This window comes from Celeribacter sp. (assembly GCF_048270365.1).
Classification (GTDB): Bacteria; Pseudomonadota; Alphaproteobacteria; order Rhodobacterales; family Rhodobacteraceae; genus Celeribacter.
Genome location: NZ_JBLWTA010000001.1, coordinates 366,611 through 390,860 on the forward strand (window position 1 = coordinate 366,611; position 24,250 = coordinate 390,860).

Consider the following 24,250-nt stretch of genomic DNA (forward strand, 5'->3'; position numbering starts at 1 on the left):
TCTTTCATCGCGCACCTCTGCTGCCGGTCACCGGGCCACGGAACGGGTCAAACTCCGCCTCGCCGCGCACCTCTTCCTCTTCGCGATCCGACACCACACGCACGGTCTTGTCCGGGTGGCGCAGCTGCATTTGCGCCGCCATGTCGCGCGCGACGGCGGCGATCTCTGCGGGGTTCGCGCCTGCTGCGCTGTGCAGCGTCACGGTGATGGCGGAGGTCGTCATCGAGAGCGTTGCTTCGCGCAGCCCCGCGATCTCCGTCCCAAGCGAAAAGCGCAGCCCCCCCAGATCGGCCGTCGGCACGCTTTGTTTGGCCTCAAGCCCCTCCATCGCGACCTGCACCGCCTGCGCAGAGGCGCTGGGATGCGGGGCGTTTTGTGCGGCGGCCACGGCAGGCACGGGAACAGAAAGCGGCGAGGCAACCATAGGCGCCAACGTCACGAGCTCCTCGAGCGCGTCTTCCGCCGCACGCGCCGTCGCGAGAGGCTGGGCAGACAGCGCCTGCCCCAGAACCTCTGCAAATGCCGCCTGCTGATCCTGCGCGGTACGGCCGTCCTGACGGGTCATCCCCTGTTGCAGACCTTGCTGCATCGGCTGACGCGCCGAGCCATCCTGTTCCAGCCCACGCTCTTGTTGATCCTGCGGAGTCTGAGATCTCACTTCCATCAGTGCAGCCCTCCCATGCCGCGCGGGCGGCTGAACACATCTTCGATTTCGGCTTCTTCACTTGCGGTGAGCGCGTCTTGCGCGCCCCGCCACATCTCGTCCAACAGCGTGTCGATCTTTTCGCACTCCGCCTCGCGTTTGCGCAGTTCGACACGTGCCGCGCTGAGCCGCTCATGGCAGCGGCGCACATGATCTCGCGCCCTGTCGCGCCGGTCACTGAGCCGCTGATGCTCCTCGATCAGGGCCAGCACCCGGGTTTTAACCTCATCGACATCTTCCGTGCCGATCGCCTTGCCAAGGATCGGCGTAAACAACGCCCGCTCACGGTCCGGCAGGCTGGCGGCGCTCTCCTCCACCAAACGGCTCAGCGCCTCGGCGCGCTCTTCGGCCTCGCTGAGCGCCCTGCGCGCCGCCTCAAGCGCCCGCATCGCCTTGTCCTGACGCAGGGTTTTGACCTCTCGCAACATGCGAAACTGGATGATCATCGGGTCAACTCCCGCAGCTTGGCCAGCGTCTCGTCATAGGGCATCAGATCGTCCGTCTGCTGACGCAGAAAATCGCGGATCGCATCGTGTTTCTCGATCGCCTTATCGGTGCGCGGATCGCTGCCCTTTTGATATTCGCCAATCTTCACAAGCAGTTCGACATCCTGATACAGTGCCATCCACTCGTTGACCTGCCCAGCCATGCTGCGATGTTCCGGATCGACGACCTTGGTCATCACCCGGCTTTTCGAGGCCAGAATATCAATCGCCGGATAGTGGTTTTGCGCCCCCAGTTTGCGCGACAAAATGATGTGACCGTCGAGGATCGAGCGCGTTTCATCCGCCACCGGCTCGTTCATGTCGTCGCCCTCGACCAGCACCGTGTAGAGCGCCGTGATGGACCCGTGTTCGCTCATCCCCACGCGCTCCAGAAGCCGCGGCAAAGTGGCAAAAACCGAGGGCGGAAAGCCGCGCCGGGTCGGTGGTTCGCCAGCCGCCAGACCGATCTCACGCTGCGCCCGGGCGAAACGCGTGACGCTGTCCATAAGGAACAGCACCCGCTTGCCCTGATCGCGGTAGAACTCGGCAATGGCCGTGGCGACGGAGGCGGCTTTGGCGCGTTCCATCGAGGATTTGTCAGAGGTCGCGACCACAATCACCGCACGTTTAAGGCCCTCCGGTCCGAGATCGTGCTCGATGAATTCGCGCACCTCCCGGCCCCGTTCACCAATCAGCGCCAGCACCGTGACATCCACATCCGCGCCCTTGACCAGCATCGACAACAGCGTCGATTTCCCGCCGCCCGCCGCCGCGAAAACCCCCATGCGCTGGCCCTCGCCACAGGTCAAAAGCCCATCGAGCGCCCGCACGCCCAACGACAAGGGCTTGTCGATGATGCGGCGTTTCATCGGGTCGGGCGGCGCCCGGTACACCGGCACATGGGCCTCGGGTGTGAACGGTGTGTCGAGCCCGTCGATGAAATTGCCAAAGCCATCGAGCACACGCCCCACAAGCCCCGCGCCCACCGCGACGGATTGCACCTGACCCGTGGGATAGACCTCGGTCGAGGGCGAGATGCCCTGCGTGTCGCCAATCGGCGACAAAAGTGCTTCGGCGCCGGAAAACCCAACCACTTCGGCGGCCAGACGATGGCCGGTCTCACGGGTGTAAAGATTGACCAATTCGCCAACCTGCACCTCGGGGGCGACCGCGTGAATGATCGTGCCGACGACCTTTTTCACCCGCCCCGTCAAACGAAACGGCTGACAGCGCATCGCCCGCGCCCGCAGCCGGTCGGGCGCTGTGGCCAGACGCGACAGGTCGGCTTTCGGTCGATGCGGCATCTCGGTCTCGTCCAACACCCGCTTAGCCCTCCTGCATTTCAAGAAGGCTGCGCAGCTGTGCCAAAGTGTCGTCGAGCACGAAACTCACCACGCCCAAATCGGTCTCGAGCCGCAGGTTCGGGCTTTCCAGCCCCGGATCGGAAATCACGTCGATCAGTTCGATCTCAGGAAATTCATCCAACACCCCCGCAAGCGCAGCCCGCAGTTCATCCACCATATCGGGGGACACGAACAATTGCCCGCGGCGCTGGTTGCGCATGGTCGCAAGCGCCGAACGGGCCAGATCGAGCGTCAACTCGTGATCGGAGAATTGTTCGATGACACGCGTGACACAGTCATGCACCAAATGGCCCAGATCGCGCTCCATCGTCGCCAATTGCCGGTCGATGGCCTGTTGTTCGCTCACCATCCGCCCGGCGGCCTGACGCTCCGCCTCAGCCATACCTTCGGCGAAACCACGCGCTTTCTCGGCCTCATAGACCTCTTCAGCGGCTTTGCGGATCGCCGCAGCTTCGGCCTCGGCCGTGCGGATCAAGGCCTCAGCGCCCGCGATCTCAGAAAGGGTTTCGGCGCGCAGGATGCCGTCGGGCGCTGCAATGGAGAGGCCCAAAGAGTTCAAACGATAGACGTCGCTCATGCCGCTCTCCCCCGCTCCATCGCGCGGAGCGCCTGTTTGATCTCAAGCTCTGTCAGCTCCGGCAGATCGCTCAGCGGCGCCCCCGTGCTGCGCAGCGCATAGACATGGCCCGCGACCGGCAGGCTTGCGGCGAGGCTCGCCGCCATCAGCCGATGCGCGGTCTCAGCCACCGGATGGGTCGCAAAATCTGCGCCGGTCAGCAGCGCCCTCTCGTCGAAACGCGCGAGATGATGACAGAACACCGCGCCTTCGCGCAGCGCAAAATCAAAGGCACCCGCCCCGAGCAAAGCGGTCATAGCCTCGCGTTCGGTTTTCAAAAGCGCGGCGCGCAGACGCGGCGCATGGATGGCGGCGGCGAGATAGCGACGGGCCTTGGCCTGTTGCCCCTCGGGCGCCAGGGCCAAGGCCAGCGCCTGCGTCATCTCGGGCGCCAAACGATCCGGCAAACGGCGCGTCGCCTCGGCAATCTCACGTAGCAAGACCCCTGCGGATGTGCCGGCCAGTGCCTTGGGGGCCAAAGCCCGAAAGCCCGGCGCCCGAAACAGGCCCGGCACGGCGACGGCACCCTCCGGCAACACGGCGAGCGGATCGGCCAAAAGCCGTGACAGGCGCAGCGTCGCGCGGCCCCTCTCAGTGTCGAGCGCCAGCGCCATCATGCCTCCTCGGCGGCGGGAGCAGCCTTGCGCAGGCGATGGTTCATCACAGCCAGCGCCGCCACCCCGGCCAGCGCGGCAATCAACATCAGCGTCCCGAGGATCACCCCCGTGCGCAAGGCCGTGGCCGATCCACGCCCGATCTCCAACCCCATGGTGCGCACGGTCGGCACCGCATCGGGCATCGCGGAAATATCCTCGGCGGTGGATTCGACCAACACCACGGTGATCGCCTCATAGTTCACGCCCTCGATCGAATTGGCGACCAGACGGCGGATTTGCGGCACCAGAAAATCGAGATCATAGCCCGCTTGTTGTTTGATAAAGACCGCCGCAGAGGCGGGTTTCGCCTCCTGGCCCAGCGCCGCCTCTTCGGGCATCACGATATGGACCCGCGCGACCAGAACACCGTCGATCTCCTGCAGGGTCTGAGCCACGTCCTCCCCCAGCGCATAGATGTAGCGCACGCGTTCCTCGAAGGGCGAGGACACGATACCGCCGCCGGAAAACACCTGACCGATGGTTTCCCGCGAACTGCGCGGCAGACCTTTGTTGTCGAGGACGGTCAAGGCCCGTTGCAATTCGCTTTCTTCGACGGAGAGCGAAAACACACCGTCGCCGATCGCGGTTTTCGAGGCGGAAATGTTCTGCGCCAAAAGCGCCGCGAGCATCTCATTGGCTTCGCGCTCAGAGACGTTGGAATAGATCTCAGTCTGACAGGCGGTCAGCAGGAAAAGCGCCGTCAGGGCCGTAGCCGTGCTGCGAAAAAGCGGGCGTCTCATACGGTCACTGGCCTTTCATCAGGCTGTCCATCGCCTGTGTCGACTTGCCCGCCAGTTTCGAAGACACATCCACAAGCACGGAATATTCCACCACCTCGGCCTGCAGGCTGACCATGGCCTGAACGCTCATTTCGGTGTTTTCCATCCGCGCGCCGACGCTTCCGATCTTGCCGTCAAAGGCCCCGCGCAGGCGTTCGAGCCCGGAGAGAATGGTCTGTCCCGGCGCGCCCTCGGCAGCCCCCACGACACCCAGTCCGCTGGCGGCGCGGGTGTCGGCGGCGGTGGCCCCCTCGATCCGTTGCGGCGCAACGGGGGCGTTCAGCGGGTCGAATTCCGCAGCCCCAACGGGAGAAATCGCCCCCGCCTGCGGCACGTCGGTCAAAGGGCCGGTCTGCGCCAGTTGCACCGGTTCGAACCCGGCAGGCGCGACCTCATCTTGCGAGGCCAAAGCCTTGCGCATCGCGGTTTCAAAATTGGCAAGACTGCCGCCCGAGGCCGAAGCTCCGGAGGCAGGTTGCGTGAGTGTCAGGACGGACTGTCCCAGCTCAGTGGTGATCGTCATCCAACCTGTCCTTCTAATTCCTGATCCGCGCCGGGCCCGGCAAGCGCCGCCTCGGCCATGGCCACAAGCCCTGCGTCGGGATGCATGGCGCGCAGGTCCTCGAACAACAGATCCGCCTGTGCCCGATCCCCGCCCATCGCATGGGCCATGACGGCAAAGGCCACCACAGCTTCGGTTTGAGGCGCGCGCGCGAGAATGTCCTGTGCCTGATCGCAGGCCCCCGCCCCAAGCGCGGCAAGCGCCAGACCGATGGGTCCGGCATCGTCCCGAGGGCGCAGCAGGCGCAGGGTCGCGAAAATATTGGCCGCAGCGGCACCTTCGCCCCGGCCTATTCCCAGAAAACCGATCTCGGCCAATAGCCGTGCGGCGTCGCGGTCAAGGTTCATACCCACGCTCTTTGTCCCGTTCGTTTACGAATTATGAACCCGACCTGCCACAGCTCCCGAAGATCGGGAATGAAGTTTGACACACTTGCGCAGAGCGCAGCGCGGATACACCGGCCGAAACAGGGGCGTTTCGCGCCCAGATTTCCTATGTTTCAAGGACGGGCCCCGGTGCAGAAATTTCTGACCAAACTTTCGCAACGCAATGACGTTATCCTTGCGTTTCTGCTGATTTGTATCGTGTTCATGATGATCCTGCCGCTGCCGACGCAGCTGGTGGATGTGCTCATCGGGATCAACCTGAGTATTTCCGCGATCCTTCTGATGGTCGCGATCTACCTTTCCGAGGTGGTGGCATTCTCCGCCTTTCCCTCGATCCTCCTGCTGACCACGCTCTTTCGCCTCGCCCTGTCGATCACCACGACGCGACTGATCCTGTTGCAGGCGGATGCGGGCAAGATCGTCGAGACCTTCGGGAATTTCGTGGTCTCCGGCAATCTCGTCGTCGGCGCGGTGATCTTTCTCATCCTGACCATCGTCAACTTTCTGGTGATCACCAAAGGCTCCGAACGCGTGGCCGAGGTGTCCGCGCGTTTCTCGCTCGACGCCATGCCCGGCAAACAAATGTCCATCGACAGCGACATGCGCGCCGGCATGATCGACATTCAGGACGCCAAAGCCCGCCGCAGCAAGCTGGAAAAGGAAAGCCAGCTTTACGGCGCCATGGACGGGGCGATGAAATTCGTCAAAGGCGATGCCATCGCCGGGTTGATCATCATCTTCGTCAACATCATCGGCGGCGTTGCCGTCGGCACCACCCAACACGGCATGAGCGCGGGCGACGCGGTGAGCGTCTATGCGATCTTGACCATCGGCGACGGTCTGGTGAGCCAGATTCCGGCGTTGTTCATCTCGATCACCGCCGGTTTCATCGTCACGCGCGTGACCTCTGACGACAATGAAAACCTCGGCACCGACATCGGTCGTCAGTTGATGAACGAGCCCAAGGCGCTCCTGATCGCCTCTGGCATCCTGTTGGGCTTTGCCGCCATTCCCGGCTTTCCCACGATGGTGTTCCTCTGTCTGGCCGCGCTCACGGGCGTCGGCAGCGTGCTGATCACCAAGGGCCGCAAAAAGCTGTCCGACATGGAAACCAGCCAGTTCATGCCCGCTCTGGCCCCTGCCAATCAGCCGGACAAACTGCCGACCCTGCCGAAAGACAGCAAGGCCGAGCCGATCGAAAAGGTCGAGCCGGTCACCTTTGCCCTCACCGTGCCGCTGATCGTCGACATTTCGACCTCGGTGCGCAATTATATCGAACCCCGCCGCCTCGATGCCGAGGTCGCAAAGGTCCGCCGTGCGCTTTATTTCGATCTCGGCGTGCCGTTTCCGGGGGTACACCTGCGCCTGAACGACCGGCTCGACGAAGACGAATATCGCATTCTGGTCAATGAGATACCCGTTGCCGTCGGTCGCTCTCGCCCCGGCTACATGATCGTGCGCGAAACACCTGCCAATCTCGAAATGTTCAACATTCCCTTCGAGCGCGGCGACGATTTCCTGCCCAATATGCCAAGCCTCTGGGTGGCGGCGAAACACGAGCCCTTGCTGCAAAAGGCCGATATTCAGACCCTCACCCTGCCCGCGATCCTGACCTATCATCTGGCGCATATGCTGAAATCCCACGCCGGGGAATTCATCGGCGTGCAGGAGACCATGTATCTCATGGGCGAGATGGAAAAGAACTTCGCGGAACTGGTGCGCGAGGCCAATCGCACCTTGCCGGTGATCACCATCGCCGATGTCTTGCAGCGTCTGGTGATGGAGGAAATTTCCATCCGCGACATGCGCACCATTTTGGAGGCGCTCGTCGAATGGGGCCAGCGCGAAAAGGACCCGATCCTTTTGACCGAACATGTGCGCTCGGCTCTGAGCCGCTACATCACGCATAAATTCGCCGGCGGCCAAAGTGTGATTTCGGCCTATCTTTTGTCGAAAACCATCGAGGATGAGGTGCGCGGCGCGATCCGTCAGACCTCGGGCGCCTCCTATCTGACGCTGTCGCCGGATTCGCATAAGAAACTGGTCGCGGCCCTGCGCAAGACCGTGGGCGATCTGAGCCGTCACACGCTTAAACCCGTGGTGCTCGCACCGATGGACATCCGCCGTTTCATGCGCAAGATCGTCGAGCGTGAATTCCCCGATTTGGCAGTTCTGTCGTTTCAGGAATTGAGCCCGCAGGTGAACATTCAGCCGCTCGAACGCATCGAGCTGTCCTGATGTCGGCGCGCCAAGCCCCCGGGCCCAGCCCAAACGATGCCCCTTTTCGGGTCGGTTTTTCGGCGCTGGCACTGATCTTTTACGCTTTGGGGCGCGGGCTGGTGCCGGACCCTCTGCGCGCGGGCCTCGATGCCTTGGCGCTTTTGGCCGTGATCGCCGAAATTGGCGGGATGCTCTGGCGCCCGACCTTGCAAAACCTGACCGATCACCTCTTGGCCCTGCTCGCCATCGGGGCCGCCGTCGCAATGCTTTGGGGCACGACAGGCACACCCGCGCCGGACCTGTCACGCTTTCAGGCCTGGCCGCTGTTTCTCTTGTGTCTCACAATCTGGCTGCCCCGCCTCACGACGCAGGCGCCGCAACCGCGCGACGGGGGGGTCCTTGGCACCGCGCTTACCCTCGGCCTCGCCACCCTCAGCAGCCTGATCGCCCCCGCGCTCTTACCCTACATGTTGAAAACCCCGGTGCATCTCTGCCTCTGGCTCACCTTTCTCTCGGCACTGTCGCTCACCGTCACCGCATCGCTCGCAGGCCACTGGACCCCGCGCACAGAACGCTTTGCCACTGTGCTCTCAAGCCTTCTGCCGCTTTTGGGATTTTTCGGCACGATCTTTGGCCTGATGACCGCGCTGTCCGCCCTGCCGGAGATTTTCGCAGGCGGCACACCGGATGGCCCCGCCCTGACCGAGATGCTGCGCGGGCTGGGCAGTGCATTTGAAACCACGCTGATTGGGCTGGGCGGTGCCATGGTCTTGACGCTGGTCGAGACCTTTGTGCCCCAAGCAGATCGAGAATCGGATCGAGAAACGGATCAAGATGCGGCGCAAGAGTGACGCCTTCCCCACGCTGATCGGCGCCGATGTGATGTTGGGGCTGGCGGGCGTGTTGATGGTGCTCATGGCGCTTTTGCGCGTCCTGCCAAACGGCGAAGCCCCCGCCCCCACCGCCTCTTGGATCGCCAGTGAAACCGGGCTTTGGCTTTCCCCCTCCAAGCACATCCCCCTCGATGCGCTCAGCACGGCCCTCCTCACAACCGCCCCCGTCACATTGATCATCGACCCCGACGGGCGCGAAGCGGCGTTTTTGACGGAATCGCGTCTGGCGCAGCTTGGCGGGCAAGAGATCACCTTGATCCGCCGCAGCACGGCCTGCGAGCGTCATCTGTCCGAGGGGCACTTGTCATGCGCGCCGTGACCCCGCCCCAAAGTTCGTGGCGCTGGCTTCCCGATATGGCGGCCAATCTTTTGGCGGTCTCGATGGTGGCCCTGACGCTGGTCGCGCTCATGCCTCCGCCTAACAACGCGGCGGGCCATCGGCAAACGCCCCAAGGCCCCGCCGCCTTGGTCGATGCCCTTTGGGCGCGGTTGCACCCCGGTGTGACGGTCTACGATCTCGATGAGACGGGTCTGCACCCGGTGTCAGAGTGGCCCGATCCGACGCAACCAGGTCTCCTTTTCGTCCTCTCGCACGCGCATTACGATCAGGCTGCCGCAACCCTGCAGGGGCAGGAGTGGATCGAAATCACCGTCCCCGAAGCTCTGGCCACACCCGCAGGCTGGCGTCAGGGGTTTCTGGCCCTCGCGAACAGCGGCGCCTCGCGTGACGGCTTCGAAGCGCGTCTGGCGACCCTCTTGCATCAAGGCGCAGGCGATGTGATGCCACGTGAACAAGAGGCATCCGCCTCGCCCGCACTCTGGCCGCGGCTTCAAACCCTTGTTTTCCGTCTGAGCAACCTCTTTGGATGTGCTCTTGGGCTTTGCGCCCTGCTCTGGTTGATGAGGCGGCGCGCGCTCAAAGCCGGTAGCGATGCCGCTTAGATCCGGGGCCTTGCGGCGACGGGTTGGCCAGCGCCAACTCCTCAGCCACCCGCAGCCCGGCATCTTTGAGGTCCAAGGCCTCGCGCACCGCCTGCGCCACCATGCCAAGCATTTGCATCAAAGCCCGAAAAGCGCCTTCCGCCTCCGCCGGGTCCAGCCGTTCGATGTCGCGCAACAGCTTGCGCAGCCGCAACAACGCCTCGCGATAGGGGGCCATGAGGCTGGCCAGATATTGTGTGCGCTCTTTCTCTGACATTTCGCCCCCCGGCTCGGACACCACGGGTTTCACAGGCAGAGGCAGCATCGGCGCATCGCGCAGCAGGCTCGACGCGAAGGGCCAGCCGGGCACCATGGCGGCGTTCAGCACCACAAGCGTTTCCATAAAGGCCGTCGGCGCCGCACCGTCCGTATCGCGCCAATCGACGGGCGGGCTTAGCTCGGAGAGGCTCAGGGCCGCCCCTTCGGAAAACCTCTCCATTGCGGGAAAATGTGACACGAACAGCGCACCGAGACCGGGCGCGATCTCAGCGGTCGCCCCCTCCTCTGTCTCGATGTCGGCCCTCTCAGGCCAGTCGTTCTCAGGCCAGTCGTTCTCAGGCCAGTCGTTCTCAGGCCAGTCATTCTCAGGCCGGTCATTTTCAGGCCGATCGATGTCCAGCCGGTCAATCTCGCGCTGAAGCACGGCGTGCAGCAGATCGGAAAGCCCCTCCGGCCCGCTCATGCTTTGCCTTTGCGCGTCAGTTGCGTTTCGAGCAGGGTGGCGAGTTTGCGCATCTCCGGGATCAACCGAAGCCGCGCCGCCGTCTCGGGCAAAGCGATGAAACGTTTGAGATGCCCCTCGGCCCCACGCCAGTCCCGGCGCTGGCACATCAGCTCGGTCAGGTGAAACTGCACCGCCGGATCGTCGGGGGCGATCTCTTCGGCCCTGAGAAACGCGGCCTGCGCCGCCTCGGGTGCGCCCTTCGCCTCGCCCGAACGCCGCAAGCAAATGCCAAGGCCCAACCAATGATCCCGCACCTCCGGCGCGATCAGCGTGAGCGCCAGAAACAGGCTCTGAGCCGTCGAAATATCGCCCGCGTTGAACCGCGCGAAGGCTTGAGCATAGAGTAAATCGACAATCTCCGGCGGCAGGTTCAGCGCCTCGACAAGGCTCTGCCCCGCCGTGAGAGCGTCGAACACACGGTCATAGGCAAACCCCGTCTGCCCGGCGAGGCCCACCAGAGCCTGCCGCATCGCCACCTGCTCCGCCGGGGTCAGGTCATGGGTTAAGTCCTGGGTCAGATTGAGATCAGCCATGCGCCATCAAAGCAGTCTTGAGCGCGTCCAGACAGCTCTGCGCCACTTGGCCGATGGCGGTCTGGCTTTCGCCCTCCGGCGTGGTGGTGGCAGCGCGGGTGACGGCCTCCGCGAAATCCTCCTCGGCCGCGCCGAACTCTTCGAGGGCCAGACAGGCACGGCCCGACAAAAGATAGCCATCCGCGCGGGTCGGCTCAAAAACGATGGCCGCCGTCGCAGCCTGAAGCGCCAGCTCAGGCTCGTCTGAGGCCAGAGCGGCGTGGGCCAGACCGATCTGAAAATCGCGATCATCGGGGCAGCCCAGCACCAGCTGACCGAACAGCGAAAGCGCTTCTTTCGGCTGGCCGCTGTTCAATTTCTGGCGCGCTTGTCGGGCGACAGGCAACAGATCGTTGCGGGACAGGCCAAACTGAGCGGCGAGACCAATGGGCAGGGTATCAGGGGACATGTCAGAGTTTCTCATCGGCAGGGGGTTCAAGGTTGGAAAATGACCATATCGGCAGGGTCAGGCGCCTGAGGGGCCACAGCGGCGCCCGCGTCGGGGGACTGGCCCACCGGCGCGATGAGATCCCCGGCAAAACTGCGCCACTGCATCAACTCGCGCAGCGCCTCGACCGCCTCTGCGGCCTCGGCGATCACGATCTCCGCATAGACGGCCTCGGGCGCATGATCCGGGCGCGACAGCTCGGCGATCCGTGCCGCATCCTGCCCCGCCGGAAAACTCAGCACCGCACGGTTCACGCCGACCAGCGCAAGCGAGAGCCGCAAAAGCCGAGACAGCTGATCCTCGCACAGATGCGGGTCGCCAGCGAGGTGACCGAGCGTGGCGGTGATCCGAAGCGCCGCCCCATCAGGGGTGCGCGCAATCTCGACAGGCGTGTCCTCAAGTTCGAAATCGAACCGCGCGCCGATCGGCTCCATCGGAGCGGAGAGGCCCAGCACCTGCCAGATGTGGGTCACGGCATCGGCAACCTCGGGGCCTCGCGAAGACGGAAAACTGCGTTGCATCTCAAATCCGGGTGGTTGTGGCCATGCGATCGATCTCGGCCTGTTGTTGATCTTTCAGGAACTGAATGATGGAGCGCACCAAGTCCTTGAAATCGTCCATGACGCTCTTGCCCAATTCGGCATTCGATTGTTCGGTCTGCGCTTTTGCGGCCAGTTCCTGCCCCCCGGCTTCGATGTTCTTCGAGATCATACTGCCGCCGCCTTCGCCCGCAGAGGAGCCCGCATTGATCAACCCGGACACGGCCTGTGCCCGCGTGCTGACATTCTGGGCCTGCGTGTTGAGCGCCGTGGACATCTCTGATGCCCCTTCCATAGAAGCGTCTTTCGCAGCGCCAGCCAGCTTGCCGGCCTGCCCCGCCCCTTTGAAGGAGACGACCGACGCCCCAACGGCGGCGGCGGTCGAGACGACGGACACCACGAGCTGCGTGACGGCGGCCTCGCGCATGGTTTGCGCCTGTCCCTCCAGATCGGCCCGCGCCTGATCGCGCGCGCTGAGACGTTGATCGAGCGCGTTTTGACGCCCCATGGAGGCAAATTCGATCATCAGCGCCGCAAGATCTTCGGCGGCGCCCAATTCGCCCAGAAGCTCATTCAACACCTCAAGCGGATCCATCCCGGCTTGGGTCAGTTTCTCTGCGGCCGCTTCCAACCGTCCAAAGCTGCCGTTCAAATCGAAATCATTGGGGTCAGAAAAGAGATCGCTTGTGCCCCATTCCGCGCCAGCACCGCCCGCGGCCCCGTCTTGGCCCGCGCGATTTCCGTTGTTCAAGAGAGCGGACTCGAACAGGGCCCTCATCTCCTCAAGCGGAGAGCTCGAACTCAGCGCCCCTGCGCCGGCTTGTGCATCCCCCTTTGTCGGGGCCATATCTTCGGATTGCGAGGGCTGAGCACCGGTGGTTGCGCCAAGGCCGGGAATGAATTGAATAGGCATGATCGTATCCTTTCGTGATGTCTCACCCGGCGAAACGGGTGCGTGACAGGCTGTCGCCCGTGTCGCGGTGCAATTGCATGGCGCTGTCGAGCAAGGCGTTGACTTGGTCCGTGGAGGTTCTCAGGAAATCCATCAGTTCTTCCATGAGGCCATCGATCTGTTGGATGACCGCTTGCGACTCTTGGGTCTGGGCGCGCATTTCAGCGGCATCGGATCTCAGCGCATTGGCGACAAGGCCAGAGGTGCTGGTCGCGACCGCCGTGACGCTCGATGTCGCGGCGTTGACCGCATTGACCAAGGTCAGCATGGCCCCCACAGCCGCAGGTGCCCCCGCGCCCCCCGAGATCGCAGTCCCGACGACGGCGGAGACCACGGCCCCCACGGCCAAGGTGATGGTCGCCGCCATATCCCAGCCCGCAGCCACGTCGTCCTCCACCCCGATGGCGGTCAGAAAATTGCCAGTCACGCCCATGCCACTGTCGCTGGCCCCTGCGACAAGACCATTGATCGCCCCCGCAGCCATAAACATGCCGCCGATGAACATGGCCCCACCGAGCACCTGAAGCCCCGGCACGGCTGTCACGACCGCCCCGACGACCATCATGGCCGCAGCGCCGAGGCCCGCCGCCACAGACCCGATGATGGCGCTGACACGTCCCGCATCATCCGCCACAGCCGAGCCTTCCATCTTACCCTGCGCGGCATCGAGCCGGTCCCGGTTTTCCTGGATTTGGTTGCGTTTGGTTTCCTGTTCGTTGCTCAACCGATCCATATCGGCCTCGCCTTTCGCGTCCTGCATTTTCTGAGCGATTTCTGCCAGGCGTGCTTCGAAATCCGTGCCCAGATCGGTGGGCGCAAAGGCGGCGAGGCCCTCCAGCATGCTGGCATAACTCGGGCGCACGGCGTCCGGGACAGCACCGCTCGCCCCCGACGTCCCTTTGGAGCGCACCTCGCGTTCTTTTTCCGCATCCGGGCCGAGCGCACCGGTGCCGCCGAGCGGCCCCCTATCTTCAATCCGCATTCTGGTCTCCCGTCGTCAAGTCAAGCATCGCGATCCGGGCCTCTGCCGCATCGCGCGATTTCGCCGTGCCATGGCCTTTCTCGGCCTCTCCGAGCGCCAGCCGGAACGCATCGCCAGCCGCCTCGCGATCCCCCTCCGCCAGCAAACATTCCCCGAGCCGCATCAGCCCCTCGGGGTTGGTGGCGTCCAATGCGATGAACGTCGCAAAAGCGTCGCGCGCGGTGCGCATGTTGCCCTGCTGTTGCAGGCAGGCGCCAAGGCAATAGTGATTGCGCGCTTCCAGCGGATCGATCAGCGCGAGATGGCTGAAAATCACCAACGCCTTGTCGAGAAACTTCTGGGTCAAAAGCGTGTAGCCGTAGCCGTAGAGCACCTCGAGGTCCTCGCGGCTCATCCCTCGGATCTGTGCCAGGGTCCGGCCCTCTTTCAGCCCCTGATAGACGGGGTTCTCGGCCATGCCGGACTCGACCTCAAACCGTTCAGTGGCGGCGATAATGGCCTCGACCGCCTCCCGGTTTTCGGGGGCGAGGAGTTCGGCCACATATGTCTCTGCAGTGCGCTGTGTCATGCGGTCACCTTATCTGCGCGCCAAAAAATACCGGGTGACATTGGTCACACCAAAGCCTCACCACCCGAGCGCTGCGAACCGCCCGTCGAGATCGGAAATCACGGTTTCGATGCGCGAGGTCTCAAGCTCTTCTTCACGCAGTCGGGCAATCAGCACCGGTTGGTCATAGCGGTTGCGCGCGGCATGGATCACCTGCCCGTCGAGATCGGAAATCCCCGCCTGCCCGGCCAAATGCGCGAGGTTCTGCACCCCGTCGAGCAATAGCCGCCGGGTCAGAGACACCAACACATCGCCGCTCTCCGAGCCGGTGATCGACACCCGCCCCATGCGTTCGAAATCGAAGCCAAAGCTGCCGTCCGTGGCGGGCAAAGCGGTCAGCCCCATATTTTCGGCGAAACGGCTCACGGCGGAGGTCGCCGGTCTGGAAAGCGTTGTCATACTGTGTCCTTATGCCTCGTAAGCGGCGTCTTCGGCGGCGACGAGCCGATCCGAGAGTGTCATGAGAATGCGCGACTGGCCGAGCCGCGCCGCATCCGAGGGCATCACCGCATCGGGCAACTGGCCATGCAGATCGCGCAACAGGTTGATCGCCGCGACCGGCACCTCGGCCTCTTCCGCCTCATAGGGCTTGATCAATTTCTCGGCCTCGGCCATCGACGGCGTCGGCATCGTGGAAAAACCAAACATCCGCGCAGCGATCTCTTCACCATCGGGACGGGCGGCCTTGCCGTCCGGTGGGCACATGCGATCCAGCGTGGCCCCCACCGTCACGGACATATCGAGCACAGTGCGCAGGGTTTTGAGCTTGGACAGCTCGGCGACCACGCCGCCCAATTGCACCGCATCGGTCGAGGGGCCGAAACTGGACATATCCGCCCCCGCTGTGGCGATGAAACTGTCGATCACCTGATCGTAGTTCTGCGTCAGATCGAACTGGCGCAACGCACCGAACAACCGCCCGAGATTGGGCGTCTCGCGCAGGATTTCGCGGTAGGAATTGCGATAGGCTTCTGGCTCTGTCCCAAGCTCACCCGCCAGTTTCTGCGCCTGTCCAGCCGAGGCAAACCCCGCCATGATCTCGCGGGCGTTTTCCGGGCGGCGCATGTCTTCGCGCAGGGTGTCGAGCACCGCGACATAGGCCTGAGGCGCGCCGGATTGCACCGCCTCTTCACGGATATTCTCAAGCGCTGCGAATTGATGTGCAATGTCGCCATCGAAGCTCTGCAACAGCTCGCGCAGGTCTTCGGCGGTCGGCAGATTCGAGCCGTCACCGCCATTCTGGAACAGTTCCTCATAGCCCTTAAACTCCCGCACCAACTCACGGCGCCGGTCGTCGGATGGCATGTCGGGAAGCTTGTCGTAATACTCCGCGATACGACCCAGCGCATCGAGGTTGGCCGCCGCGCCGCGCCGCATTTTCATCTTGTCGAGATCGGATTTGCCACGCGTGGCCGCCGCCATGCCCAGCTCTTCGAGCGCATCGGTGATGTCGGCCTGACTGGGCGAAACCTGCACGCTTTCGCCGGACAGACGCGACTTTCCGGCCTGCCCTGCCATCACGTCACTGCCGACGGGAGATGCGGCATTATGGGTCGCGATTTGACTCTGAACGGTTTCTCTGGCGGAGGTGATGCTCACAATGGGTCCCTCATTTTGGTCGCCTCAGGCTAGCACGCCCCTGACCCTCAGCGCGGTGTCAGACGACACAAGTCACGCGCGCGCGCGCGTGCATGATGCAGATGTCAAAAAGGGACCTTTAGCTTGGATCAGATCGTTGCCCTGTTTCGCGAGAGCGAACACATGCTGGCGGCATTTTTGCTGTGCCTGCCCCGCGCCTATGCCTTTGTCGCGGCCTCGCAATTGCTTGCGCCGACCGCCGTGCCGCGCATGGCGCGCAATGTCGCGATTCTGGTGATCGCCCTGCCACTCACGCCGCTTGCGATCCCTTTTGCGCCAGCGCTGCGCGACAACACCGGGTTGTTCATGATCTATTTCGCCAAGGAGGTCGCTCTGGGCTTTGTCATGGGCTATCTGGTGTTCTGGATGTTCTGGGCGATGCAGGCGGCGGGCAATTACATCGACAACCAACGTGGCGCCGCGATCGCCTCCTCCATCGACCCGCTTCAGGGCCATGAGGCCTCGCCCCTCGGCATCCTGTTTTCGCAGGCTTTCATCACTTATTTCTTCTCGGTCGGTGGCTTTCTGGTGATGATCCAGATGCTCTACCGGTCCTACACGAGCTGGCCGATCTTTCAGGCCCTGCCACTGGCCATCACCGATTTTCCCGAGCTTTTGCTCACCGTGCTCGACCACGGCATGATGCTTGTCGTGCTTTATTCCGGGCCGGTGATCGCGATCATGTTTCTGGCCGAATTCGCGCTGGCCATGGTCAGCCGCTTTGCGCCGCAAATTCAGGTCTTTATCCTCGCGATGCCGATCAAAAGCGCCATCGCCGTGTTCATCCTGATTTTCTACATCCCGCTCCTGTTCCGCTATGCGCTGGGGCAAGAGGATCAGATGTGGGGCTTTCTCGAGACCTTCTACACCATCATGCGCGTCGCAAGTCAGGCGCAATAAGCCCGACCACGGCACGCCCCTCTCAAGACAGAGGCGTGCCGATCAGACATCCGTCCGCGATCAATTCGCCGCAGACATCAACTGCAACTGACGCGTCAGGTCGTTGATCTGGCTGTTGTTGCGGGCCACGCGCGGGGTCAGGAGGATCAACAGTTCGGTCCGCACCTGGGTGTTTTCCGTCTGGTTGAACGCATTGCCCAGCACCGGGATTTTGCGCAGCACCGGCACACCGCTTTCGTTGTTCTCCGAGCGCTCCTGAATAAGCCCGCCCAAGAGGATCGTGTCGCCCGATTGCACATTGACCTGGCTCTGCACGCTGCGCTGAGACACGATGGGGTTCGCCCCGGCGGCCGTTTCGATAGAGGCGGCGCTGCTGATTTCTTGCGAAATATCGAGCGTCACGCCATTGGAGGGCGAAATCGTCGGCTGGACCTCAAGGATCACACCGACATCCTTGGCCTGCACCTCTTGTGTCACGACCACATCGCCGCCCGAGCTCGAGGTCTGGGACGCGGTGACATAGGGGATCTGATCGCCCACCGCGAGACGGCCCATGGAGCCATTCGTCACCGTCAGATAGGGCGAAGAGATCACTTTGACATTGGTCGCAGATTGCAAGGCGCTCAGCACCAGCTGCCGGTTCCTGTCCTTGCCCAAAATGGCAGAGAACCCAGCCCCGCCACTGTCAGAGGCCGCCGTCGAGCTGGAAGAGCGCACGGAGACGCCGCTGGTCTCGAGGAAGGCCTGAACGCCATATTGCAGCGCATCATTGATCGTCACCTCGACGATGGTCGCCTCGATCACCACCTGCGATTGCGGCGTGTCGAGCACCCGCACCACATTGTTGATGCGTTTGAAATCGGCATAGGTCGAGCGCACCATCAGGGCATTGTTGCGGGTGTTCGCGGTGATCTGCACCGGCGAGGTGACGGCATTGCCGGACACCACACGGGGCGCAGGCGCGGCCTCGTCCTGGTCTTCGCTTTCACCATTGCGCAAGAAGCGTGGCGCATTGGCGCCATTCCTGCTCACCCCCCGCGCCGACGTTCCCGAATTGGCGATTTCCGAGGCCGCCGTCACGATGTCCGAGATGTCACCGGTGGTTTCACTCGTGACCCCCGCCTGCCCGGTGCCGCCGAAAATCTCGTTGAGCTGATCTGCGGCTTCCGTGGCATCGAGGTGCGCCAATTGGATCACCCGAAGGCCGATCTCGTCGCGGTTGTTCACATCGAGACCGACAGCCAGTTCGCGCGCGGCATTCACGGCGGCTTGGCTTTCGGCCACGATCAAAAGCGAATTGCGCTGTTCAATCGGCAGGAAATAGGCGTCGCCCAGCCCACGCTGTGCATAGACATCGCCCATTTGCGTCGCGACAATGTTGGGCGCGGCATGGCGCAGCGGCAAAATAGCCAGCTTTTGCGACCGCCCCGGACGCCCGGCCAGCATCCGCACCATGTCTTCGATTGACTGGAATTGCGACGGATCGCCCCGCACCACAAGATTGTTGCTGCCCGGCACCGCGGCCACAACATTGCCCGGCGGCACCAAAGAACCCGCCACTTCGGCAAGGTTTTCCGGCAAAGGTCCTGCCAGTTCAATAACATAGGTCTGATCGCTCTCAAGCGTGCTGCGTCCGCGAAGCCCTGTAAGCTGCTCCAACTCTTCGGGCAGCCCGATGTGATAGACCGAGTTGAAATACTGGATCAGATAGCCGCGACTGGCGAGAATGTCAGAGAGGATCTGCAACAGCTCGGATTTCGAAAATTCTCTTTCGGAGCGGAAGGTGACCGTGCCCTCTACCGTGTCGGAGACGATGTAGTTCACGCCCAGAATGCCGCCCAGAACATTCTCCGTCACGTTGCGCAACGGCTCGTTGGTGTAGTCCAGCGCCACGCGTGGGCCACGGCCCAGATCGGCCTGCCATTCGCCGCCGATGATCTGTTGCCGACGCAGCGGTTCGATCACCAACATGGAGGTGTCGAAGTTGAACTGCTCCTCGGCATTGGCGCCGGTCACCCCCGGCGCATTCAGTTGACGGGTGTCGAGAAAGCCGGTCGGCTGGGCGCCTGAGGAGGCGAGGCGCGGCGTGGGCTGGGCGGAGAACACGGTTTCGCGCAGGTTCTGCGCCGAGAAAAAGCGTTTGAGCGCGGTCTCATCGCGGGCGACCGTGATCACCTCAGGCCCGCCGCCACGCGGATGCGCCGACACCAGTTGCGGCGCGGCACCGGAAGAGCTTGTGCCCGACGTCGTACAAGAGGCCAGCAAAAAACAGACGCCCACGACCCCATATCGCAACGGCCGGGACATTGCCCCGAGAAACCGCAAACCGTTCATGCCCATATTCTCAACTCCTGCCACGACGCATGCACCACTAGAAACAGCGCCCGTTTGTTTTGCGGCAACTATATCGGCCTCTGGGGAGGAAAAAAGTGATCCTACGGTCCCCGGCGCATGCCGTCGGTCCACAAGTGATATTTGTCACCAGCGGTCGCGCGAAAAGGGACAAGACGTGGACGCAAGGCCCCGCTTTCCCTAGCTTCAGCCCGCAAATCAGCCCGCAATGCGCCGTCGCGCAGCACCCCGGAGGGGGCGAAAGATCACCATGTCAGAGACCGACCGCACCATCATTCTCAAACTTCTCAACGGCACCCAATCCGGCGCCGAGGTCGCGCTGTCCGATGGCGTTTACAGTTTCGGATCGGGCGAGGATGCCGACCTGCGGCTGATCGACATCGCCATGCCCGCGCTTCAGGGGCGCATTCGAGTGAGCGGCAGCAAGATCGCGCTGCAAGCCTTGGGGACACCGCTCTCCATGGCCTCGGGTCTGGTGATCGAACCGGGCGGCGAGGACTGGCGCGAGATCGCCCAGCTCGACGTGGTGACCGCCGCGACCACGCGCTTTGCCTTGGGCGTCGAAGGCGCAAATTGGGCGGAACTTCTGATCCCGGGCGCCTCAGCCGCGCAGGCTTCGAAAAACGCAAAATCCTGGTCGCTGCCGAAACTGGAAGGCTGGACCATGCCAGCCTCGGCGGCGGCACTCGTGGTTCTGTTGGGGCTCGGCGTCGCAGGGGTCGCCTTGCAATCCCCGCAAGAAACCTCGCCCTCCGCGCAATCGGCCGACACCGCAGGCGAGATCGCCACGCTGCGCAGCGTGCTTGCGTCCCTGACCTTCCCGGCAGAGCTGGACGCCGCCGCCGAAGCCGACGGCAGGCTCATCGTCACCGGCTATGTGCCCGGCGCGGCAGAACGGCGCGCAGTGGAGAATGCCATCGCCGAGACCGGATTGAACGTCCACAGGCGGATCTGGGCCCTCGACGCGATGCAGGCCGACATCGACGGGCTTTTGAGCGCGCAAGACCCCAATCTCACGGCCTCCTTGGCGCCGGATGGTGTGGTGACGCTTGCAGGTGTGCACCTCGATCCGGCAGAGACCGATGAGATCGTCACGACCATTCGCACACAGGTCTTTGGCCTCAGCGCCGTGCAAAATGACATCCGCACCGCCGGCACCTATCTTGCCGAAGTGCAAGCCTTGATCAACCGGCTGTCCCTGACCGATCTGGTGATCGCCCGCCTCGATGGCATGCTGATCGAGACCACCGGCGTGATCCCTGCGGAAAAGGCCGACAATTGGGTCGGTTTCGTACAGGCCTACGCCAAACGCTTTGCCAACGACGTGCCGCTTCGGTCTTTCGTGACGCTGGAAAACGCGCCGGTCAGCGACAACTCCGTGCCTCTCGTGGTCGGCAAGAGCGAGATCATCGGGGCTCTGGGCGGACGACAGCTTTCGTCACAATCGCTCACCGATGGCGTGACCCTTGGCCCGGATCAGGTGTTTGGACCGTTCACGCCAGACAGTGACCCGCAGCTTTCCGAGGCAGAGAGCGCAAGCGGTGGCGCACCGAACAGCCCCCCGACGCGCACCACAGTGCCGCCGCTGATCGCCTCGGTGATTTCCGATTACGCCGCAAACAACCCCGATGTGGTCGATGCCATCGTCGCGTCGGCAACCAACGGCCGGGTGACCAGCCTGTCGGCACTTCAGGCCGGGCAATTCTCCTCCGCAGGTATCCCCCCTCAAATTGCGATGCCCGGCTCCGCCGCCGCGGGCACGATTGCCGCCCTGCTTCAGGACAACACAGAGGCGCAAACCGGGCTGAGCGCCCTGCCCGCAACGGGCACCGATTACGAACGCTTCCCGGTCGGTGCGCCCGACGATCCGCGCTCAAGACAGCTGATGAGCGCAAGCGCCCGTCTCTTTGCCGCGACGGACACCGGGGATCTGGCGCTGTCTGAGACGGCGCAGGCCCTGTTGCCCGGGCTGGCGCAGCTGTCGCCGGAACTGTTCAATCTGGCGCAGCGCCAACAGGCGGCCTTGCAAGACGGCCAAACCCTTTTGCGGGGGCCGCGCCCTCTCTCCGCCCAGCCGTATCGCGACCTCTCCACAGAGGGACAATGTTGGCCCGGCGCCAGCCTGCACGCCGAAACGCTCCCCGCCGTCATGCTCTGGCTCGATATTCTAAGCCTCGGGAGGGATGCCGATCTGTCGGGGTTCGACGACGCGACCCGTCAGACAATTCTCGAAGCTGCGCTGTCGCCGGATCGCCTGCGCGCCTGCCTCATGCAGGAGGTCAGCCCCTTTTCGATGCGGCTCGCGACCTCCTCGACCTTTTTGCAGGAAACCGAACGCAACGACAGATTTGCCGATTACATCTTCAGAGACACGCCGCGTTTTCCTCTGGTGATGACCGGTGTCGATCTAAGTGGCGCACGTTACGTCATGCTGGAAAACGGTCGCAAATTGCACGAAGGCTCGGCCCCGACCCTCGACAGCCGCATCGTTTCGATTGGCGAACTGGGGGTGCTGTTGCGGTTGACCTCGGGATATCAGGTCGCGCTTTACCCGGATAGGTTGAGCTGGAAGGTCAGCACGTCCGAATAAGCGCCGCACCGCCCACGCCTTGCGGAACTTATCGACGTCGGGGTGTGTTAAATGATAAATATAGGACAGATGAACTCTGACAGTGTGATGATGCGAAATCATGTCCGAACCGCCGGTTCCATTCAAACAAGGAAATGGACATATGCTGAATACCATGCTGGACAGGGTTCTGGATCCCGGAGCCTTGACGGACTTCGAGGGATTGGACATGCCCGATGTCATCAGCAGCCTTTTGCCTGAGCACGAAACCCCTGACCTGACGTCAGCGACGGGCGTGCGATTTGAAAGCGGGGCGACGCGCCTCGAGGTCTTCGAGCTTCTTGACATGTTGCGCGCCGCAGAACCCGATGTCTGGAATGACGCCAACTATTTCACCGCCTGCGAATTGGCCGCCGCCGGTCAGGCCGAACAGGCCGCGACCGCTTTTTTGTCCTCGGCGGCGCTGGCCGAACATAAAATTCAGTCTTTGTATGGTCTTGCCACGCAATTGCATGCGATGGGCCAGAACAAGATGGCACATAGCGTGGCCAGTTTCCTGACCCGCGTCTGGCCCGAAGAACCGCGTTCTCTGGCGCTTTTGGGCACCATCGACGGCGCGCTCGGTCATCTGAAAGAGGCCCGCAAGCACCTGTCGGGGGCCGCGCATATGTCCCGCCGCAACCCGAAATTCGTGAATGTGCTGCGCTATTCGCAAAAGCAACTGTTGCAACAGCAATTCTCCGATCGGCGCACCCGTCCGATTGCCGATGCGCTGAAAGGGAGCTGACCCTTGGCGAGCTCTACACGCATTGCCGGGATGCACATCGGGGTCAGCGGCATCGACCGGCTGCGGGCCGAAGACGATGTGCATCTGCCAACCGACAGCCCCGTCGCGCGCGCGATTTTCCTACCGCAGGTGCAGGCGCTCGATGCGATTCTGGCCCGCCATACGCTGGATGAACGCCTCGCACTCGATGTGGTGCCCGAGAGCATCTCTGCCGATCTGATCACCCCATCCGCTCTGAGCGCCACGCGACTTGCGCTGGCGGAGAAATTTGCCTCGGGCGACGGGCCCGCGATGCAGGCCGCCGGAGCGCTCTTGCAGCAAGAAGCCGGGCTGGACGAAGAGGTGCAAAAGGCGCTGGCGGAGCTGATGCGGGGCTAAAACGTTTCGCTTCGCCTCAGGCCCTTCGCCTCAGGCCCCTAGCCTCTCACCCCCAAATGCCCCATCTGCGGCGCCTGGAACACTTCGCTGAAATAGTCAAAGAACATGCGCGTCGCCTCGCTCCATTCCTGCCCCTTGCGCCAGGCCAGACCGACGTCCATCGACGGGATGTCGCGATCCACCACCACCGTGCCGATCCGCCGCCCCTCAAGCGACCAGGGCCGATAGACCATATCGGAGAGGATCGTCACGCCCTGCCCGTTGGCGACCATGGAACGCACCGCCTCGGTCGAAGAGGTCCGCAGCTTGACCTTGGGCACCAAGCCCGTCGGCCCCCAATATTTCATCGAGGTATGCGCCGCCTCATCGACCGTCAGCATGATGTAATCCTCCTCGGCGATCTCCTCGAAATGCGCCTGACCTTTGATTTGCAACGGATGGTTTTGTGGCACCCACAGCCGGCGCGGTGAACGCAACAGGGTTTGCGTGTCCAATTCGGGACTTTGCGTGTTCGAGGTCAAAAGCACCGCCATATCGAAGCGATTGGTGACCAACCCCTCCTCGATGCTCTCACGGTTCAACTCGCTCAGGCGAATGTCGAGTTTGGGGAACCGATGCTTGAGCCGGTCGAGGTGGAAGGGCAGGAAATATCCGATCACCGTATAGGTCGCGGCAATGTTGATCGTGCCTTCGATCTCCGAATGCCCCTGCACCACATTGCGCGCCATTTCGACCTTTTCCATGATCTCGCGCGCCGCCCCCAAAAGCTCGCGCCCCGGCGGCGTCAACTCCATGCCATGCGCGGTGCGCACGAACAGGATGGCGTCGAGATCCTGTTCCAACTCGCGCACGGCGGTGGTGATCGAACTTTGCGAAATCCTGAGCTCGCTGGCGGCGCGGCTGACCTGACCGAGCTCGGCGGTGGCGATGAAATATTTCAACTGGCGCAGATTCATGGTGCTGTCCCTATTCGGAGTCTCCGATACCCATCGGCGGTTTATTCCGAAACATCCTGTCGCAGGAGCGCGGAAACGTAAATTTCGAATTTGTAGATATGCATTATCTTTAAAACAGAACAACTTTCAGGCGACTTCGTTTCAATTCTGCTTATTTTGGCGCCAAACCCCTATTTCAAGCGATTTCCAGATGATCTCTTT

Annotated in this window: 27 protein-coding genes; 8 read left to right on the forward strand and 19 right to left on the reverse strand. The window is 62.9% G+C overall.

The genetic code is table 11. The annotated features are described in order from the left end of the window. Positions 1–4: 4 nt before the first annotated feature. From ACN0X0_RS01815 to ACN0X0_RS01850, 8 genes are read right to left on the reverse strand one after another with little or no spacing between them, the layout of a single operon-like run. Entirely contained in the window at positions 5–664 is a 660-nt protein-coding gene (locus ACN0X0_RS01815) for a hypothetical protein (protein WP_417277770.1), read from the reverse strand. Next, positions 664–1,149, reverse strand: a complete 486-nt coding sequence (gene sctO / locus ACN0X0_RS01820; RefSeq protein WP_417277771.1) for a type III secretion system stalk subunit SctO — start codon at positions 1,147–1,149, stop codon at positions 664–666. Before sctO ends, ACN0X0_RS01815 begins: the two co-directional genes overlap by 1 nt. Continuing rightward, positions 1,146–2,510 (reverse strand): type III secretion system ATPase SctN, encoded by a 1,365-nt coding sequence (gene sctN, locus ACN0X0_RS01825; protein WP_417262976.1) that lies wholly within the window; start codon positions 2,508–2,510, stop codon positions 1,146–1,148. The genes sctO and sctN overlap by 4 nt, the downstream gene beginning before the upstream one ends. Before the next feature lie 4 nt (positions 2,511–2,514). After that, positions 2,515–3,129 carry a type III secretion system stator protein SctL gene (gene sctL / locus ACN0X0_RS01830; RefSeq protein ID WP_417277772.1) on the reverse strand — a complete coding sequence of 205 codons (615 nt, stop codon included), beginning with the start codon at positions 3,127–3,129 and terminating at the stop codon, positions 2,515–2,517. Then, complete coding sequence (locus ACN0X0_RS01835) at positions 3,126–3,785, reverse strand: hypothetical protein (protein WP_417277773.1); 660 nt, start codon at positions 3,783–3,785, stop codon at positions 3,126–3,128. The genes sctL and ACN0X0_RS01835 overlap by 4 nt, the downstream gene beginning before the upstream one ends. Continuing rightward, on the reverse strand, positions 3,782–4,564 hold the full coding sequence (gene sctJ, locus ACN0X0_RS01840; RefSeq protein WP_226550556.1) for a type III secretion system inner membrane ring lipoprotein SctJ: 783 nt from the start codon (positions 4,562–4,564) through the stop codon (positions 3,782–3,784). Before sctJ ends, ACN0X0_RS01835 begins: the two co-directional genes overlap by 4 nt. 4 nt (positions 4,565–4,568) lie before the next feature. Next, the gene (locus ACN0X0_RS01845) at positions 4,569–5,126 is read right to left on the reverse strand and encodes a hypothetical protein (protein ID WP_417277774.1); all 558 of its coding nucleotides are present in this window, start codon (positions 5,124–5,126) and stop codon (positions 4,569–4,571) included. Beyond that, positions 5,123–5,512: a hypothetical protein gene (locus ACN0X0_RS01850; protein ID WP_417277775.1), complete on the reverse strand. Its 390-nt coding sequence runs from the start codon at positions 5,510–5,512 to the stop codon at positions 5,123–5,125. The genes ACN0X0_RS01845 and ACN0X0_RS01850 overlap by 4 nt, the downstream gene beginning before the upstream one ends. A 168-nt stretch (positions 5,513–5,680) precedes the next feature. Between ACN0X0_RS01850 and sctV the strand changes: the two genes are divergently transcribed. Genes sctV through ACN0X0_RS01870 form a run of 4 tightly spaced genes read left to right on the forward strand, consistent with a single transcriptional unit; the run spans position 5,681 to position 9,606 of the window. Next, the gene (sctV, locus tag ACN0X0_RS01855) at positions 5,681–7,789 is read left to right on the forward strand and encodes a type III secretion system export apparatus subunit SctV (protein ID WP_417277776.1); all 2,109 of its coding nucleotides are present in this window, start codon (positions 5,681–5,683) and stop codon (positions 7,787–7,789) included. Then, positions 7,789–8,622, forward strand: a complete 834-nt coding sequence (locus tag ACN0X0_RS01860) for a MotA/TolQ/ExbB proton channel family protein (RefSeq protein WP_417277777.1) — start codon at positions 7,789–7,791, stop codon at positions 8,620–8,622. Before sctV ends, ACN0X0_RS01860 begins: the two co-directional genes overlap by 1 nt. Beyond that, positions 8,606–8,983 carry a hypothetical protein gene (locus ACN0X0_RS01865; RefSeq protein WP_417277778.1) on the forward strand — a complete coding sequence of 126 codons (378 nt, stop codon included), beginning with the start codon at positions 8,606–8,608 and terminating at the stop codon, positions 8,981–8,983. Before ACN0X0_RS01860 ends, ACN0X0_RS01865 begins: the two co-directional genes overlap by 17 nt. Then, positions 8,971–9,606, forward strand: a complete 636-nt coding sequence (locus ACN0X0_RS01870; RefSeq protein WP_417277779.1) for a hypothetical protein — start codon at positions 8,971–8,973, stop codon at positions 9,604–9,606. The genes ACN0X0_RS01865 and ACN0X0_RS01870 overlap by 13 nt, the downstream gene beginning before the upstream one ends. On the opposite strand, the gene ACN0X0_RS01875 is transcribed toward ACN0X0_RS01870, so the two are convergent. From ACN0X0_RS01875 to sctW, 9 genes are read right to left on the reverse strand one after another with little or no spacing between them, the layout of a single operon-like run. Then, a complete protein-coding gene (locus tag ACN0X0_RS01875) occupies positions 9,581–10,327 on the reverse strand; it encodes a hypothetical protein (RefSeq protein WP_417277780.1) in 747 nt (248 codons plus the stop codon). The genes ACN0X0_RS01870 and ACN0X0_RS01875 overlap by 26 nt on opposite strands. Further along, a complete protein-coding gene (locus ACN0X0_RS01880; protein ID WP_417277781.1) occupies positions 10,324–10,902 on the reverse strand; it encodes a hypothetical protein in 579 nt (192 codons plus the stop codon). Before ACN0X0_RS01880 ends, ACN0X0_RS01875 begins: the two co-directional genes overlap by 4 nt. Continuing rightward, a complete protein-coding gene (locus ACN0X0_RS01885; RefSeq protein WP_417277782.1) occupies positions 10,895–11,350 on the reverse strand; it encodes a hypothetical protein in 456 nt (151 codons plus the stop codon). Before ACN0X0_RS01885 ends, ACN0X0_RS01880 begins: the two co-directional genes overlap by 8 nt. Positions 11,351–11,376: 26 nt before the next feature. Further along, a complete protein-coding gene (locus tag ACN0X0_RS01890) occupies positions 11,377–11,910 on the reverse strand; it encodes a hypothetical protein (RefSeq protein WP_417277783.1) in 534 nt (177 codons plus the stop codon). 1 nt (position 11,911) lies between these two features. Then, the gene (locus tag ACN0X0_RS01895; protein WP_417277784.1) at positions 11,912–12,841 is read right to left on the reverse strand and encodes a hypothetical protein; all 930 of its coding nucleotides are present in this window, start codon (positions 12,839–12,841) and stop codon (positions 11,912–11,914) included. A gap of 22 nt (positions 12,842–12,863) precedes the next feature. Further along, entirely contained in the window at positions 12,864–13,862 is a 999-nt protein-coding gene (locus ACN0X0_RS01900; protein ID WP_417277785.1) for a hypothetical protein, read from the reverse strand. Next, the gene (locus ACN0X0_RS01905; RefSeq protein WP_417277786.1) at positions 13,852–14,430 is read right to left on the reverse strand and encodes a hypothetical protein; all 579 of its coding nucleotides are present in this window, start codon (positions 14,428–14,430) and stop codon (positions 13,852–13,854) included. Before ACN0X0_RS01905 ends, ACN0X0_RS01900 begins: the two co-directional genes overlap by 11 nt. A gap of 57 nt (positions 14,431–14,487) precedes the next feature. Beyond that, positions 14,488–14,868 carry a hypothetical protein gene (locus ACN0X0_RS01910; protein ID WP_417277787.1) on the reverse strand — a complete coding sequence of 127 codons (381 nt, stop codon included), beginning with the start codon at positions 14,866–14,868 and terminating at the stop codon, positions 14,488–14,490. 9 nt (positions 14,869–14,877) lie between these two features. Continuing rightward, the gene (gene sctW / locus ACN0X0_RS01915; RefSeq protein WP_417277788.1) at positions 14,878–16,068 is read right to left on the reverse strand and encodes a type III secretion system gatekeeper subunit SctW; all 1,191 of its coding nucleotides are present in this window, start codon (positions 16,066–16,068) and stop codon (positions 14,878–14,880) included. A 123-nt stretch (positions 16,069–16,191) separates the two neighbouring features. Here sctW and sctT point away from each other — a divergent pair, with 123 nt between their 5' ends. Further along, the gene (sctT, locus tag ACN0X0_RS01920) at positions 16,192–17,007 is read left to right on the forward strand and encodes a type III secretion system export apparatus subunit SctT (protein WP_417262994.1); all 816 of its coding nucleotides are present in this window, start codon (positions 16,192–16,194) and stop codon (positions 17,005–17,007) included. 60 nt (positions 17,008–17,067) lie between these two features. On the opposite strand, the gene ACN0X0_RS01925 is transcribed toward sctT, so the two are convergent. Next, on the reverse strand, positions 17,068–19,347 hold the full coding sequence (locus ACN0X0_RS01925; RefSeq protein WP_417277789.1) for a secretin N-terminal domain-containing protein: 2,280 nt from the start codon (positions 19,345–19,347) through the stop codon (positions 17,068–17,070). A gap of 262 nt (positions 19,348–19,609) precedes the next feature. Here ACN0X0_RS01925 and ACN0X0_RS01930 point away from each other — a divergent pair, with 262 nt between their 5' ends. The 3 genes from ACN0X0_RS01930 to ACN0X0_RS01940 all read left to right on the forward strand — a co-directional run bounded on the left by ACN0X0_RS01930 (position 19,610) and on the right by ACN0X0_RS01940 (position 23,093). Continuing rightward, positions 19,610–21,949, forward strand: coding sequence for a hypothetical protein (locus ACN0X0_RS01930; protein WP_417277790.1), 2,340 nt, complete (start codon positions 19,610–19,612; stop codon positions 21,947–21,949). Between the two features lie 142 nt (positions 21,950–22,091). Then, a complete protein-coding gene (locus ACN0X0_RS01935; RefSeq protein ID WP_417277791.1) occupies positions 22,092–22,715 on the forward strand; it encodes a hypothetical protein in 624 nt (207 codons plus the stop codon). Between the two features lie 3 nt (positions 22,716–22,718). Then, positions 22,719–23,093 (forward strand): hypothetical protein, encoded by a 375-nt coding sequence (locus ACN0X0_RS01940; RefSeq protein WP_417262998.1) that lies wholly within the window; start codon positions 22,719–22,721, stop codon positions 23,091–23,093. A gap of 38 nt (positions 23,094–23,131) precedes the next feature. Here ACN0X0_RS01940 and ACN0X0_RS01945 read toward each other — a convergent pair whose 3' ends face one another. Further along, the gene (locus ACN0X0_RS01945; protein ID WP_417262999.1) at positions 23,132–24,049 is read right to left on the reverse strand and encodes a LysR family transcriptional regulator; all 918 of its coding nucleotides are present in this window, start codon (positions 24,047–24,049) and stop codon (positions 23,132–23,134) included. Positions 24,050–24,250 lie beyond the last annotated feature (201 nt).